The organism is Catenulispora sp. MAP12-49, from assembly GCF_041262705.1.
GTDB lineage: Bacteria > Actinomycetota > Actinomycetes > Streptomycetales > Catenulisporaceae > Catenulispora.
On the sequence record NZ_JBGCCP010000008.1, the window covers coordinates 141,165 to 156,714 of the forward strand.

The 15,550-nt window shown below is 67.3% G+C and carries 11 protein-coding genes; 5 read left to right on the forward strand and 6 right to left on the reverse strand.

What is annotated here, in order from left to right:
* The first annotated feature begins 198 nt into the window (after window positions 1-198).
* The 4 genes from ABIA35_RS17460 to ABIA35_RS17475 all read left to right on the forward strand — a co-directional run bounded on the left by ABIA35_RS17460 (window position 199) and on the right by ABIA35_RS17475 (window position 3,904).
* Complete coding sequence (locus ABIA35_RS17460) at window positions 199-357, forward strand: hypothetical protein (RefSeq protein ID WP_370358555.1); 159 nt, start codon at window positions 199-201, stop codon at window positions 355-357.
* Between the two features lie 440 nt (window positions 358-797).
* Window positions 798-2,105, forward strand: a complete 1,308-nt coding sequence (locus tag ABIA35_RS17465) for an L-fuconate dehydratase (protein WP_370358556.1) — start codon at window positions 798-800, stop codon at window positions 2,103-2,105.
* Between the two features lies 1 nt (window position 2,106).
* Window positions 2,107-2,865: an SDR family NAD(P)-dependent oxidoreductase gene (locus tag ABIA35_RS17470; protein WP_370358557.1), complete on the forward strand. Its 759-nt coding sequence runs from the start codon at window positions 2,107-2,109 to the stop codon at window positions 2,863-2,865.
* A 10-nt stretch (window positions 2,866-2,875) separates the two neighbouring features.
* Window positions 2,876-3,904, forward strand: coding sequence for an aldo/keto reductase (locus ABIA35_RS17475; RefSeq protein WP_370358558.1), 1,029 nt, complete (start codon window positions 2,876-2,878; stop codon window positions 3,902-3,904).
* 82 nt (window positions 3,905-3,986) lie between these two features.
* Here ABIA35_RS17475 and ABIA35_RS17480 read toward each other — a convergent pair whose 3' ends face one another.
* The 5 genes from ABIA35_RS17480 to ABIA35_RS17500 all read right to left on the reverse strand — a co-directional run bounded on the left by ABIA35_RS17480 (window position 3,987) and on the right by ABIA35_RS17500 (window position 12,768).
* The gene (locus tag ABIA35_RS17480; protein WP_370358559.1) at window positions 3,987-6,431 is read right to left on the reverse strand and encodes a glycoside hydrolase N-terminal domain-containing protein; all 2,445 of its coding nucleotides are present in this window, start codon (window positions 6,429-6,431) and stop codon (window positions 3,987-3,989) included.
* A gap of 114 nt (window positions 6,432-6,545) precedes the next feature.
* Window positions 6,546-9,542 carry a hypothetical protein gene (locus ABIA35_RS17485; protein WP_370358560.1) on the reverse strand — a complete coding sequence of 999 codons (2,997 nt, stop codon included), beginning with the start codon at window positions 9,540-9,542 and terminating at the stop codon, window positions 6,546-6,548.
* Between the two features lie 91 nt (window positions 9,543-9,633).
* Window positions 9,634-10,467 (reverse strand): carbohydrate ABC transporter permease, encoded by an 834-nt coding sequence (locus ABIA35_RS17490; RefSeq protein WP_370358561.1) that lies wholly within the window; start codon window positions 10,465-10,467, stop codon window positions 9,634-9,636.
* A complete protein-coding gene (locus tag ABIA35_RS17495; RefSeq protein WP_370358562.1) occupies window positions 10,464-11,357 on the reverse strand; it encodes a carbohydrate ABC transporter permease in 894 nt (297 codons plus the stop codon). Before ABIA35_RS17495 ends, ABIA35_RS17490 begins: the two co-directional genes overlap by 4 nt.
* A 73-nt stretch (window positions 11,358-11,430) precedes the next feature.
* A complete protein-coding gene (locus tag ABIA35_RS17500) occupies window positions 11,431-12,768 on the reverse strand; it encodes an ABC transporter substrate-binding protein (protein WP_370358563.1) in 1,338 nt (445 codons plus the stop codon).
* Window positions 12,769-13,012: 244 nt separating this feature from the next.
* Here ABIA35_RS17500 and ABIA35_RS17505 point away from each other — a divergent pair, with 244 nt between their 5' ends.
* On the forward strand, window positions 13,013-15,079 hold the full coding sequence (locus ABIA35_RS17505; RefSeq protein WP_370358564.1) for an alpha-L-fucosidase: 2,067 nt from the start codon (window positions 13,013-13,015) through the stop codon (window positions 15,077-15,079).
* Here ABIA35_RS17505 and ABIA35_RS17510 read toward each other — a convergent pair.
* The gene (locus tag ABIA35_RS17510) at window positions 15,063-15,338 is read right to left on the reverse strand and encodes a discoidin domain-containing protein (RefSeq protein WP_370358565.1); all 276 of its coding nucleotides are present in this window, start codon (window positions 15,336-15,338) and stop codon (window positions 15,063-15,065) included. The two genes, ABIA35_RS17505 and ABIA35_RS17510, sit on opposite strands and share 17 nt — an antisense overlap.
* Between the last annotated feature and the right edge of the window lie 212 nt (window positions 15,339-15,550).

Sequence of the window (15,550 nt, forward strand, 5' to 3'; positions counted from 1 at the left end):
TGAGCGAGCCACCCTCGGCGCCCGGATCAACCCGCGCTTTCTCCCATCGCGCAGCGGTTACGGTCTGATGGCGCGTGTGGCGAAGTAGCCAGGCAGGTACCGGGCGGTGGCATCCACGTGGTGCGGGGCTTCGTCCAGGTGAGTCAGGGCGAAGCCAGCCGCGAACTGGCCGCCGATCTGCTCGGTGAGTGAGGCGGGGTGCAGCAGACGGTCAACACCGTGCCCGCCGACGGTCAGCGGCACACGAACGCGGCGGTGTTCAGCAGCGCGGCATTGAGCGCGGGAACGCACACCATCGTGATCACCAAACTGTCCGGAACGTACACGACACTCGACGGCTTCGGCATCGTGAACTGATCCCAGGGCCGACTTACACGAGTGGTTTCGCAAAGGCCCCGGCGGGCCGCTATCGGGGCGGCGCGGTCGCGCTGCACACGGCCCGCCGGGGCCGACCACACCCGCACACCGCGCGATCGTCGACGGTGGCTGCGCGAGACGCTCAGCGCGAAGGCGTAGGGCAGCGACTGTAGCGTCGCGAGTCATCTGATGTATCGCTCAATTTTCGACGCGATACCTTGGCGGCGTGAGCTCCGCGTCTTCCGCGAAATGCCATCGTGTAACGCATGAAGCGCCTTCTCGTGAGTCGATGGCAAGACTTCCGCATGGCCCGAGCCGTTGACGATAGATCGGATGTATCTCTAGAGTCGTGGCCATACTCCAGCCGGTGCGGCGTCGGAACTGTCCGGCTGCGGGTCGCACCCATGGCTTGGCCGCGGCGAGAAAGGCACCCCTGACCGATGCGCATCACCTCGCTGGACACCTTCGACATCCGCTTCCCGACGTCCCGGGAGCTCGACGGGTCCGATGCGATGAACCCGGACCCGGATTACTCGGCGGCGTACGTGATCCTGCGCACCGATGATCCGCGGCTTTCCGGACACGGCTTCACCTTCACCATCGGCCGCGGCAACGATGTGCAGGTCGCGGCGATCGGCATACTGCGCGACCACGTGGTGGGCCGCGACGTCGCCGAGGTGTGCGCGGACCCCGGCTCCGTGAGCCGGGACTTGGTCGGCGACAGTCAGTTGCGCTGGCTCGGCCCGGAGAAGGGCGTCATGCACATGGCGGTCGGGGCCGTAGTCAACGCGGTGTGGGACCTGGCGGCCAAGCGCGCCGGGGTGCCGTTGTGGAAGCTGCTCGCCGACGCCGATCCCGAATGGGTGGCCGACCAGATCGACTACCGGTACCTGACCGACGCGCTGACCCGCAGCGAAGCCGTCGCACTGCTGCGCCGGGGACGTCAGGACATGGAGATCCGCGAAGCTCTGCTGATCGAGCGGGGCTACCCGGCCTACACCACCTCGCCGGGCTGGCTCGGCTACTCCGACGAGAAGCTGACCCGGTTGGCCAAGAAGGCGGTCGCCGACGGCTTCTCCCAGATCAAGCTCAAGGTCGGCGCGGACCTGGCCGACGACGTGCGCCGCTGCCGTGCCGCGCGGGCCGCGGTGGGGCCGGCCATCCGGATGGCGATCGACGCCAACCAGCGGTGGAACGTCGGCGAGGCGATCGAGTGGGTCAAGGCGCTGGCCGAGTTCGATCCCTACTGGATCGAGGAACCGACCTCACCCGATGACGTGCTCGGGCACGCGGCGATCCGGGCCGCGGTGGCGCCGGTCAAGGTGGCCACCGGGGAGCACGTGCAGAACCGGATCGTCTTCAAGCAGCTGCTGCAGGCCGAGGCCATCGACGTGCTCCAACTGGACGCGGCGCGGGTCGGCGGGGTCAACGAGAACCTGGCGATCCTGTTGCTGGCCGCCAAGTTCGGGGTCCCGGTGTGCCCGCACGCCGGGGGAGTGGGACTGTGCGAGCTGGTGCGACACCTGTCGATGTTCGACTACGTGGCGCTGTCCGGCACCACCACCGACCGCGTCATCGAGTACGTCGACCACCTGCACGAGCACTTCGCCGATCCGGCGCGCGTCCGGAACGGCTGCTACGTGACCCCGACCGCGCCTGGCTTCTCGGCCGAGATGCTCCCAGACTCGATCGCCACCTATTCCTATCCCGACGGCGTCTTCTGGCGCGCGGACCGAGGAGAAGCCTGAGATGCGGGACTTCGAAGGCCTCAAAGCCATCGTCACCGGCGGCGGCTTCGGCATCGGAGCCGCGACCGCGCGCCTACTGGCCGACCGCGGCGCGGCGGTCGCGGTCCTCGACCTGGACCCCGCGGCCGCGATCGCCGCGGGCCTGCACGGCCACAAGGCGGACGTCACCGACGACGCCTCGGTGCGCGCTGCGGTGACCGCGGCCTGCGGCGAACTCGGCGGCCTGGACGTGCTGGTGAACAACGCCGGCATCGGTGCGGCCGGCACCGTCGAGGACAACACCGACGAGCAGTGGCACCGGGTCTTCGACGTCAACGTCGTCGGCACGGTGCGCGTCAGCCGCGCCGCGCTGCCCCATCTGCGGGCCTCGTCGAACGCCGCGATCGTCACCACCTGCTCCATAGCCGCCACGGCCGGACTGCCGCAGCGCGCGTTGTACTCGGCGACCAAGGGCGCTTTGCTGTCGCTGACCCTGGCGATGGCCGCGGACCACGTCCGGGACGGGATCCGGGTGAACTGCGTGAACCCCGGGACCGCCGACACGCCGTGGGTGGAACGGCTGCTGGAAGACGCGCCGGACCCGGCGGCGGAGCGGGCCGCTCTTGAGGCGCGCCAGCCGATGGGCCGACTGGTGAGCGCTGAGGAGGTCGCTGCGGCGATCGCTTATCTGGCATCCCCATCAGCGGCCTCGGTGACCGGGACTGCCTTGGCGGTCGACGGGGGCATGGCCGGGCTCCGGCTACGGCCCGTGGGCGAGTAGAGGGCCGGCTATGGAAACGGACACCAATCTCGCCTCCGGCGCACTACCCAAGAGACGCCTCGGCCACAGCGCCGTGCACATCACGGAACTGGCTTTCGGGGCCGCCGCCATCGGCGACCTGGGCTCGCCCGTCATCGACGCCGCCGCGCGGCGTGCCGTGGACGTGGCCTGGGAGATGGGCATTCGCAGCTTCGACACCGCGCCGCACTACGGCCTGGGCCTGTCTGAAAAGCGACTCGGCGAAGCACTGCGCGTCCGGCCGCGGGCCGAATACACGATCTCCACCAAAGTCGGACGGATTTTGGAACCGCTGCCCGAGCCCGCCGGCGACGACCTCGACAACGGTTTCGCAGTGCCCGCCACACACCGTCGCCGCTGGGACTTCAGCGCCGACGGCGTCCGGCGCTCGCTGGAGCAGAGCCTGGAGCGTCTGGGACTGGACCGTGTCGACATCGTCTATCTGCACGACCCGGACGACCACGGCGAGCAGGCGTTCTCCGAGGCGTATCCGGCGCTGGAGGATCTGCGATCGCAGGGCGTCGTCGGCGCCATCGGCGCCGGTATGAACCAGGCCGACATGCTCACCCGGTTCGTGCGGGACACGGACGTGGACGTGGTCCTGCTGGCCGGTCGCTACACCCTGCTGGACCAGAGCGGCCTGGTCGAACTCCTGCCGGCCGCCGCCGACCGTGGCGTGTCGGTGGTCATCGGCGGCGTGTTCAACTCCGGACTGCTCGCCGATCCCAGGCCGGACGCGACCTACGACTACAACGCCGTCTCGTCTGATGTGCTCAATCAGGCGGTGCGCATGCAGGTGGTCTGCCAAAGGTATGGCGTCCCGTTGCGCGCGGCGGCACTGTGTTTTCCCCTCGCGCATCCGGCGGTGGCGTCCGTGCTGATCGGTGCACGCAGCGCCGAGGAAGTGCGTGACGCGATCACCGAGGCTCGCCGGCCGGTGCCGTTCGCCGTGTGGCGGGGTCTGCGCGACGCGGGACTTCTGCCCCAGCACGTGCCGGTGCCTTTGACCGGAGGCTACTGACAGTCGAAGACACGTCGGCTCCGACTCACGCTGCTCACAGCTGAGTCGGAGCCGACGTGCCGGGGACGAGGCTCACGACTGCCTATTGGTCGAACAGGTCCCCTTCCACTTCTGTGCCTGCCTCGTCGACATTGACCGTCAGCAGCCTGTTCCGGTAGGCGATGACGTACTCGCCGCAGGCCGCCTGATGCAGGGCCCGCAGCCGGGCTGAGACCAGCGCGGGACCTCCTTCACCCTGCTTCCATTCCACATCGACCTGAACACCGGGCCGTGCCACAAGGCCCCGCATCGTTCCGGCGCCGAACTCGGCGGGCACTGCGGGCAGCACCGAGATCCGGCCGTCGTGGCTTTGGACGAAGCATTCGGCGATGGCCGCGACGTAGCCGAGGTTGGCGTCGATCTGGAAGGGCGGGTGCGCGGCGAACAGGTTCGGATACAGGCCGCCGGACCAGGGGCCCCGGTCGGTTTCCATATCGCGGAACAGCATAGCCAGCAGCCGGCTGACTGCCTCCGGCTGTCGCAGCCGCGCCCGCAGCGCGAGCCGCCAAGCCAGCGACCACCCGGTCGAATCGTCTCCCCGCAGATCCAGTGTGCGGCTGGCGGCTTCGGACAGCTCATCGGTCAGGTCGTTTCCGGGGAAGAGCTGATACAGGTGCGATTGGTGACGATGGTGCGGGTCGGCTGCTGTCAGGTCGTCGAGCCATTCGGCGACATCACCGTTGCGGCCGACCCGGAGCGCCGGCACCTTGGCCTGTGCTGACCGAACTCGATTCACGAGGTGTTCGTCAGGGTTTCCGAGTGTGTCGGCGAGCCCTAGCAGGCGCTGGAAGAGTTCTGCTGTGAGGCTCAGGTCTGAAGCCGATGATCGTGTGATCGCCGCGGTGTGCCCGTCCGGTAGCAGAAAGGTGTTCTCGGGAGATGTGGACGGTGCGGTGCCGAGCGTTCCGTCGGGCTCTTCGATCAACCAGTCGAGCAGGAACTCCGCCGCGGAAGCCGTGATCGGCCAGACGATCTGGCGCGCGAACTCCTTCGGGTCGGGTTGGGATCGGGCACCGAAGTCCAGGTGCTGGTGAAGATGCTGGACGAGCCATGGGCCGGCGAACGGCCAGAACGCCCACTTGGGATCGTGCCTGCCGTAGCCGACCGGCTGGGTGTAGGCCCAGATGTCGCTGTTGTGATGGGCGACCCAACCGGATGCGCCGTACAGGCGTTCGGCGGTCTCGCGGCCGTTGCGGCTGAGCGCCTCGATCAGATCGAACAGCGGCGGCACGGTCTCCGGCAGGTTGGTGACGTCGGCCGGCCAGTAGTTCATCTGCAGGTTGATGTTGGTGGTGTAGTTGGAGCTCCAGGGGGCTCTCATCGACTCGTTCCAGATGCCCTGCAGGTTGGCCGGGGTCCCGCCTTGGCGGGAGGAGGAGATGAGCAGGTAGCGGCCGTAGTCGAACAGCAGGACCGCGAGGTGCGGGTCGGCGCGCAGCGGTCCTTCGGTGTGGGTGTTGGCGGCGATGAGGCGTTCGTCGGTCGGGCCGCCGACGTGGTCTCCGGCCGACAGGTCCCACGACACGCGACCGAACAGCTCCCGGTGGTCGGCGAGTTGCCGGTTCCGGACTGCCATGACGCCGCGGTTCAGTGCGCTGCTCACTTGCTTCGTCGTCCGCGTCAGGGCGTCGTGTTCGTCGCCGCGTGAAGCGCGGGCGATGCCGTCGAACGTCGTGGCTGTGGCGATGACGATGTCCACCGTGGTGACGTTTCTCAGGGTCATGCTGATCGCGTCCTGGCCGTCCGCCACCACCGGTGTCGCGATCCCGTCGTGCCTGGCGGCCACGGAGCAGGCGCCGCGCAGGGCGGCGCCCGGCGAACCGTCCCAGAAGACCGGCTCGTCGGCGTCTTCGTGGGCGGGGACGACATCGCTGGGCAGCTGTAGCAGGGTCGCGATCATCGCCGTCGGAGTGTCGTTGGCGAAGTCTCCGGCCGGTGTCCGGGTGCCCAGCACTTTCAGCGGTGACGACAGGGTGACCACCACGTCGACCGGGCTTGAGGTCCACAACCGATGAACCAGAACTCGGTCCGGGTGGCTGGCGAACGAGGACTGCCTGACTTCGATTCCGTCACGCCGCCATCGTGTGCGGTGGGTCGCGGTGGCGAGGTCGAGGAGACGTTCGTAGGAGTCGGGCTCACCGTGCCAGCCGGTCGCACCGGCCGGCAGGAGCTGGACCGTTACGTCCACGAACGGCAGGTAGGCCTGGCAGTGGCGGTGTTGTAGCCGCTGGACCGCCGCGTCCGCGGCAAGCGGGTCGCCGTCGCGCAGCGCGGCCCGTGCGGCCGCTATGGCTGTCCGGGCCTGTCCGGCGGTGACCACGGGAGGCAAGTTCTCACTGGCGATGCTGCCCGACCACGCGGTTCCCTCGTTGATTTGCAGCCGCTCGGCCTCGACGCCGCCGAACAGCATCGCCCCTTGGTATCCGTTCCCGATCGGCAGGGCTTCGGTCCACTGCCGGGCCGGCCGGTGATACCTCAGAACACTCAAAGTGCTGATTCCTTCCAGGACACGGCGGTTCGGGTGTCGACGGCCGTGGGAGAACAGGCCGGGCCCGCGGCCGTAGCCGCGGGCCCGGTACGGATGGATCGGTTTGGCTGGTGGTCAGTTGTAAGTGGTGATGCCGTCGAGCAGCAGGTAGGCGCTGCTTTGGTTGGTGATGGTGACGGTGTGCGGTCCGGAGCTCAGTCCGCGTGTGGAGGAGATGACCTGCTGGACCGCGCGCGTGGCGGCGTAGCCGTTGATCGCGGCCGGGGTCCCGCCGTCGATCGAGACGGTGGCGGCGCCCTCGTCGGAGTTCTTCTCCGAGATGACGTCGATGCCGGTGCCGTAGAAGGTGTACGACACGGAGTCGCCGTTGTTCTGCGTGGCGTGGACGTCGTCGGACAGATCGCCCAGGGTCCGGCTCGGGTGGTAGGACCAGCCGCTTCCGGTGTAGGTGAGGCCGGAGTAGGTGTCGTTGACGGTCGTGGTCGGCGGGATGTTGTCGTAGGTCTTGAACGCGTCGATCAGCAGGTAGGAGCCGCTCGTGTTCACGACTTTCACGGTGTGCGTGCCGTAGGGCAGGCCTGCGACGCTGTACACGGGCGTCTGGACCGATCGGCTGGCGGCGTTGTTGTTGATGCTTTTGACGAGTTGGCCGTCCACGTAGACGTCCGCGGTGCCCTCGTCGCTGTTCTTCTCGGTCAGCAGGTCGACACCGGTGCCGGTGAAGGTCGCCGTCGCCGAGTCTCCGTTGGTCGAGGTGGCGTGGACGTCGTTGCCGACGTCACCCAGTCCGCGATTGGGGTAGTAGCCCCATCCGGTGCCGGAGTAGGTGATGGCCGTGGAGTTGTCGTTGACCGTGGTCGGCGTCGGCTGGTTGAGATAGACGATGACCGGGGTGCTGTTCGGCACGGTGAGGCTGATCGTGCCGTTGGAGGCGGTGACCGGAACGTCGCTGCGGTGGTCGCTGTAGAGGGCGGACGCCCTGACCGTGGCCGGATTCACGCCGGCCGGCAGCGGGTACGTCATCGTCCCGGCCGGCCCGCCGTTGAAGAAGGCGATCCGGCTGCTGTCCATCGGCACCGTGACGGTGTAGTCGTTCATGATCTGTGCTCCGTCGTAGACGGCGGAGAAGTGGTTGGTGGCGTAGTTGACCGCGATGGACGCGGTGTTGCCGGACGTGTCGGACAGGGTCTCGCTGATCGAGTTGCCGTCGGCGCTGCGGGTGAAGCTCTGGACGTCCAGCTTCGACAACAGGAACCAGGGCAGGTAGTCCAGGTAGTAGTCGTCTGAGATCTGCTGGTCGGTGGCCTGGAAGCCGGTGTAGCCGTTGACCACCCAGTTGGCGGATCGGACGTTGTTGACGAGCATCGTCTTCGGGTCGGTCTCGCCCATGCCCATCTCGCCGTTGTTGACGCTGCCGTCCTGCCCGCCGTAGATGATGGTGTGGCGCAGCGCCGTGGCCATGAAGGGCACCTCGGTGTTGAAGCCGCCGTTCCAGCCGCCGCCTTCGGGCCCGTTGACGGTCATGGCGAGTGCGCCGAGCATCGGATACCGCTCGACCTCACTGTCGACGGCGATGCCGTGCTTGGCGTACTCCGCCACGATCTTGTCCTTGCCGGCGACGAGGTTGTCGACGCCGCTGGCGGGGGCAGCCGGGTCCCAGTCGTTGCGCAGATCCCAGGTCGACATCGCATCGATGAGCGTGCCGTCGTGCAGGCCGAAGGTGGCGATGGTGCTATCCGCGCGGGTCAGGGCCTGGCCGCCGGCGACGTACTTCTTCATTCCGGAGATGTTGGCGGTGTCGGCGCCGTTCCAGGCTTGTGTCGTCTGCAGGTTGTTGTTCTGGTCGTGGGCGATGTTGGCGGTGTTGTAGCAGGCGCTCGGGACCTGCGTGTTGCAGCTGTACGAGTCGTTGTACTGGTCGTCGTAGTTGTCGTCGATGGTGAGGTTGGTGTTGGAGAGGTTCGCGGCGTTGGCCTGGGCCGTCTTGAATCCGGACAGGCCGCCCAGGGCGGTGTTGACCTGGGTGTAGTTCGGTTCGACGGTGTCGTGACCGCCTTGGAAGGCGCCGGAGATCTGTTCGACCTGGGGGTTGCCGTCGATCAGGTTGGAGATCCGCGCGGCCGTCTGCTGGGCCTGGGCGAAGGTCGTGTAGACCTGGCCGCCGTTGCCGTTCTGGCCGGTGATCATGTAGGCGAACTTGTTGTCGAAGTAGTGCGACGGGATGGGCGGGGCCTGAGTCTCCATGGTCTTGGCCAGGTCCAGCCAGTCGACCGTGCCGTTGCCGTCGTAGTCCCCGGCGAAGGTCAGCTTCGCGATCTGGGTTTGGTCGACCAGGATGTTCTCAGTCGCGGTGGTGCCGCGGACCCGGTATTCGGCCTCCAGACCCGAGGTGGAGTGCAGGTTCGATCCGGAGTTGTACACGGCGTCGTCGGGCTGGTCGAGGTAGCCGGTGAGCTCCAGCGCGCCGGTGGCTCCGGTGGTGCCGACCGCGTTGACCGGGTACCACGGTGTGGCGGGGCTGCTGAAATCGACCTTCGGCTCGGTTCCGACGGTGGTGTTCGCCAGAGGGGTGAGCCGACCTCCACCGTTGGCGTCCAGGATCCAGGGCGAGCCGCCCTCCTCTTGGCGCACCGTCAACAAGCTGGGCAGGTTCACCGAGATCAGGTTGTATCCGGCGGTCTCGGTGACGTTCTGCAGCGTGACGTTGACGTTCACCCCGCTCACGTCGTACTGGATCGCCAGCGACGCCGTCTTGGTGACCCCGTCGCTCCAGTACGCGTTGTAGAAGACCTGCGCCTCGGTCGCCGACACGATGGATATGTGGTCGAACCGCAGTGAGTTCGTTCCCGAGAAGTCAGTGTCGGAACTATTGCGCGAGTCCGCGGAGAGAGCGCCGCCGCCGTTGTTGAGGTCGTTGCCGTCCAGCGACGCGTTGTTCCATGCGGGGAAGGTGTACTGGGCCGGGAGTCCGTTGGCGGTGTCGAACTGAACCTGGACCTGCGCCGAGCTGATCGAGGGCCCTGCCGCGGAGGCGGAGGTCGCCGCGCTGAGCGTGCCGGCGATCAGCGCGGCGGTGCAGGCGACCGTCGTCAGCTGTCTTCTTCGGTTCATTGAAGTTGCCTCGTTTCGTGAAGGCTCCAACTGCGGTGTTTTGGTGCAGGCGCCCGCGTCGAGTGCGGGCGTCCGAGGGAGGGGCGTCAGGTCAGTCCTTGACCGCGCCGCTCGTGAGCCCGTTGGTGATGAAGCGCAGGCCGAAGACCACGAGCAGGATGGCGGGGATGGCGAGCAGGACCAGGCTGGCGCTGTAGCGGGCCGAATCGACCGGGGAGGCCGACAGGGCGTTGTGGAAGGTGGAGACGGCTTGGGCGGCGGTGGTCATGTTCGGGTCGGTGTTGAAGACCGTCGGCCACAGGTAGTCCTGGAGGGACCACATGAAGCACAACACGGTCAGGTTCACGGCAGCTGGTTTGGCGATCGGAACGAAGATCTGCGTGAAGATGCGGAAGTGGCCGGCGCGGTCGACGATCGCCGCCTCCAAGAGCGCGTCGGGGACGTTGTCGGCGTAGTTGCGCATCAGCAGGACGCCGAACGGGACCGTCAGTGCAGCCTCGGGCAGACCGACGCCCACGTTGCTGTTGAACAGGTGCAGGTCGTTGGTGATGTGGTACAGCGGCACGAGGATCGCGGTTCCGGGGATCGCCAGGAACAGGATGGTCCCGTAGTAGAGCGCCTCCCGGCCGGGGAAGCGGAGCTTGCCAAAGGCGTATCCGGCCGGCAGCGACACGGCGAGCACCACCGCGGCGTGCACTACCCCGTTCAGGAGGCTGTTGAGGTAGGTGCGCCAGATCGGGATACCGCCGAGCGGATCGGTGAACAGCGAGGTGAAGTTGTGCAGACCGCCGACCTTCAACGCCTCGTGAACGGCTGACCAGGCGGGGAACAGCCACAGCAGCGCGGTCACCGTGAGCATCGCCTGGGCGATACGCCGGTCTCGTCGGCGTCGGATCAGCAGCCCGAAACCGCCGTTCGCGCTCATCGGGTGACTCCCTTCTTCGCGGTCCTGGTGACCAGCGCCTGCACGCCCGACACGAGCATCGCCACGATGAGGACGAGCACTGATGCCGCCGAGGCGTAGCCGATCGTGGAACCGCCAGAGGTGACGAAGCGGTAGGTGTAGGTGCCGACGATCTCGGTGGTGTCGTCGGGGCCGCCGCCGGTGGACAACAGCACCACCTCGAACGCCCGGAACGATCCGAGCAGCAGGGCGAGGGTCACGGTGATGTGGGTGCTGCGCATCATCGGGTGGACGACGCGGCGCATGATGAACAGCGGTCCTGCGCCGTCCATCAGCGCCGCTTCCAGCACGGCGGTGTCCATCGCCGCCAGGTCGGCCGTGTAGTACATGATCGGCAGGCCGATGAGGTAGGCGAACAGACCGATGACCGCGGTGAACGCCCAGCCCGGCTGGGTCAGCCAGTGCTGCGTCAGGCCGCCCAGACCGATGGCGCGCAGCCCTTCGTTCAAAGCGCCGTTCTGATACTCCAGCATCTGACCGAACACGGTCGCCACGAGCGCCACCGGAGTCAGAGCCGGAACCAGGAAGATCGTGTAGTACAGCCTGCGCCCGCCGATGCCGGTGGCCAGCATGACCGCGATGCCGAACGCCAGGGTCAGCGCGACCACGATGCTACCGGCGGCGAACAGCAGGTTGTTGCGGATGGCGGTCAGGAAGGTGTGGTCCTCCAGCAGCAGCCGATAGTTCTTCCAGCCGACGTTGACGGCGTTGTCGAAGCTGATCGACACCTTGGTGAAGCTGGTACCGATCAGGAACCAGAAGCTGTAGGCGTAGTAGACCGCGTAGAGCAGGAACAGCGGAGTGAGGAAGAGCAGGGCGGTCCGGCCTTCGCCCTTCAACTTGCGTCGCATCAAGAGCGCCTTTCATCGGGCTCCGGTGCCGAGCGCGGTCATGCCGCGCCAGGCTCGGGAGCTCTGATCCGCGTCAGTTGTACTTGCCGCTGTCCAGGTCGTCCTGCATTGCCTGGGCAGCCTTCGCCGGGTCGGCGCCGTTGATCACGTCCAGCACGTGCTTGCCGACCTGTGTCGAGAACGCGCTGAGGTTGTTGCGGTCGCTGTGCGGGTTGGCGATCAGGTCTTGAATGGTCTTGAGCCCGGACTTCTCCGCATCGGAGCTCACTGTGCCGTCCGGCGCCGTCCAGCCCTGGACGGCCGGGATCTCGCCAAGATTGGAAGCCCACTGGTTGACTCCGTCGCCGGCGCTGACGAAGGCGATGAAGTCGGCCGCTTCCTTGGGGTACTTGGCCGACTTCGGGATGCCCATGGTCACGTCGAGGAAGGAGCGCAGCGAGCGCGTCGAGGGGTCGGAGACCGCGGGTACCGGCATCGCGCCGACGTCGCTCAGGCCGATCTTGTTCGCCGTGCGGTAGGCGGGGGACAGCAGGTCCGAGTCCCAGGTGCCGTTGAACAGGATCGCGGCCTTGCCGGAGTCGAACATGGTCTCGGCGTCGGAGTAGCCGACGTCGACGACGTTCTTGTCCAGCCCGCCGTCGGCGTAGATCTTCTGCAGGCTGGTGAGGGCCTGAACGTAGGCCGGGGTGTTCCACTTGCCGTTGTTGTAGCGGACGTTGTTGAAGAAGTTCGGGTCGTTCTGGCCGGCCAGGGTGAGCGCGAACTCGTCCTGGAACCAGGAGTCGGTGCTGCCCGAGGGCATCACCGCCACCGCCACGCCCGGCTTCTTCTCCTTGAGGACCTTCGCCAGGGCAGCCATGTCGGCGAAGGTCTTCGGGGGCTGAACCCCGAGTTCCTTGAGTAGCGCGGCGTTGTAGTACCCGACGGCTGAGCCGCTCAGCGCGAACGGCACCGAGTACAGCTGGCCGTCGCTGTACAGCTTCTTGTCCTGGGCCATGGTCAGAGGCGAGAACTTGGCCATGGTCCCGGCCGGCATGTCGTTCTCCCAGGAACTCAGCGGCCGCAGCTGGTTCTTGATCTGGTCGGCGAACAGGTTCGGCTGCACAGCCAGCACGTCGATCTCCTGGCCGCCGTTCAGTGCCAGCGGGACCTTGGCCTTGAAGTCGGAGGCGGCGATCTCCGTGTTCTTGATCGTCACGTTCGGGTGGAGCTTGGTGTAGGCGTCGATCGCCCGCTTCATGGCGTCACTGCCGGGCGCGCCGGTCCAGGTCCACAGGTTCAGCGTGATCGGACCGGTCGGGGCTGCTTCAGGAGCCGAGCTCGAACTGCCGGCGCCGGTGCCGCAGGCGGTGGCGAACGACAGCACACAGACGGCCGCGAGGGCGGCGAAAGTTCTCCGGGGGACGCTCATGGGGATCCTTGTTCCTTGAGGGGTGAGGAGGTCGAGTAGCCCATCAGTCGCCAGGATTGGTCCGACGACTCATTCGAGTGGACGCCTTTCTACTCTTCATGTGTCCAGCGTGTAAAGAGTTGCGGGCCAAATTGGACTGATGACTTCGCGTCGGGATCCGGCTAGGTGCCGACCCGCGTGGCTCGCTGGACGGGATTGGTCCGATGACCTAGGGTTTCCAGTGACCTTTACGACAGGAGAGCCGATGACCTCGCCAGGCCAGCCGTCCCCGGCAGCCAGGCCCGCTGTTTCCTGGGCGTTGGAGCAGCTTCTCAGCCTGATCGCCCGGGGTGCCTACGCGCCCGGCCAGCAGATCCCCGTCGAACGGGATCTCGCCCTGCAGCTCGGCGTGTCGCGCGGCTCGATCCGGGAGGCGCTCAGCGCGCTCGTCGCGCTCGGACTCGTCGATCCCCGGCAGGGTGCCGGAGTGTTCGTCACCGCGCTGGAGCCCGAACAGCTGCTGTCCGGGCTGCGCCTGGTGCTACCGATCGCCGACGAGGACCGGCGCGCCGAACTCCTCGAAGTGCAGGCGGTCCTGGAGGCGGCCGCCGTCGCGAAGTCGGCCGCGAACGCCGGCCCCGCGGAAGTCAGCGGGCTGGCCAAGCTCGCGGACGCGGTCGCCGCCGCCGACGCCCCCGGCGACGCCGCCGAAGCCGATCGCGAGTTCCACCGGGGCCTGACCCAGCTCAGCGGCAACAGCACGTTGTCCGCCTTGGCCGACGCACTGTTCAGCGCCTCGGCCCGCGCGCAGATGTGGCAGGCAGCGTGGGAGCAGGGACGCGAACATCTGCTGCTCGACCACGACATGATGGTGTCGGCCCTGGAACGCCGTGACGCCGACGGCGCACGCGCGTGGGTCCTCACCCACGCCTCGCGCGCCACCGCCGAACAGCGGTCTCCCCGGCACCTGCCGAAAGCCGCGAAGCCTCGACGACGGTCCAAGACCGCCACCGAGCCCGCAGTCCGCGAAACCCCCGACTGGTTCCGCGACGCCAAACTCGGCGTGATCATCCACTGGGGGCTGTACTCCGTCCCCGGCTGGGCCCCGCTGGACGAGTCGCTGGTCGAGCTGCTTGTCGACGGTGAGAGCATGCCGCGCGGTGCGGACGACCCCGACCCGCTGGTCATCCACCCGTTCTCCGAGTGGTACGAGAACGGGATGGCCATCGAGGACAGCCCGACCTGGCACTACCACCGTGCCACCTACGGCGGCATGCCGTACCAGAACTTCCGCGGGCCCTTCGCTACGGCACTCGACGAATGGGACCCGAAAGAATGGGCCGACCTGTTCGCGGCCGCCGGTGTCCGGTACGCCGTGCCCGTGGCCAAGCACCACGACGGCTACAGGCTCTGGCCCTCGAAGGTCCCACATCCCGACCAGGGCTGGACCGCACCGCGCGACGTCATCGGCGAACTCGCGAACGCCGTCCGAGAACGCTCGATGCACTTGGGCCTCTACTACTCCTCGGGCCTGGACTGGTCCTTCGCCAACCTCCCGGTCCGCCGCATGGTCGACACCCGCACCAGCTGCCCGCCCGGCCGTGAATACGCGGCCTACGTCGACGCCCAGTGGCGCGAGCTGATCGAGAACTACCAGCCCGACCTGCTGTGGAATGACATGGGATACCCCGGCGACCCGGCCGGGCTCGTCCACGACTACTACGCGGCCGTGCCCGAGGGAATCATCAACGACCGGTTCTGGTCCGGCCCGTACGACGTGGCCACTCCCAACTTCGCCCGCCGCCACGAAGTCGACGCCCGAGCCTGGGAAGTAGCCCGCCCCATCGGCATATCGTTCGGATGGAACCGCCAAGAGGGACCCGAACACACCCTCACCGGCGTCGAACTCGTCCATCTGCTGCTGGACGTCGTCAGCAAGAACGGCAACCTCCTGCTCGGCGTCGCCCCGGACGACCGCGGCCGCATTCCCCAGCTCCAACAGCGCGCGCTTCGTGAACTCGGCGCGTGGCTCGACGTCCACGGCGAAGCCGTCTACGGCACCCGACCCTGGACGATGCCCGAATCCACCACGCAGGACGGGCTGCCGGTTCGGTTCACGACCAAGGGCGAAGCCCTGTACGTACACATCCTGGGCCCGGCCGCCGGGGAAACGATCATCACCGGCCTGCATCTCCCCGAGGGCACCAAGGTAACCGACGTTGCTTCGGGTGCACCGATTTCCAGCGCGCCCGGTCGGAAGGGGACCGTGTTCACCCTCCCGGCACCAGGCAACGCCGCGGCGCGCGTGCTGCGTATCAGTCCGATGCCCTGATCTGGCAAGCACCGGTTCCGTGCGGAATGCTGACGGAACCGGTGCCGTACATCCGGACGTAGCGGCCGGCGCCGGTGAAGCCGGTCAGTGTTTTCGTTCCTCCGGTGCCGAGGTCGACCTGGAGCCACTGCGGATCGCTGAATTGGCTGGACCACCGGGTGGAGGAGTTGCCGTCCACGGCGTTGGACGCCGGGTAGGACGAGTTCTCGATGCTGGACACGGTCGCCGGTTTGCCCTGGGACAGGTTCGCGCCGTTCAAGGTCCAGCGGTCAACGCGAAGGTATGGATCTTCGAGTTGGCCGGCAGGGTGACGGTCGCGATGGTCTTCGTCGGGTCGATCGTGATCTGGTTGGTGAACAGTCGGAAGATGCGGGTGGTGTCTCCGTACCCTGACTGGAGGTCCCGGCCTTGCGTCTAGATCGCCAGGGTGGAGCCGAACTCGGTCGGGCTGGAGTCGGCCCAGTTCGGGAA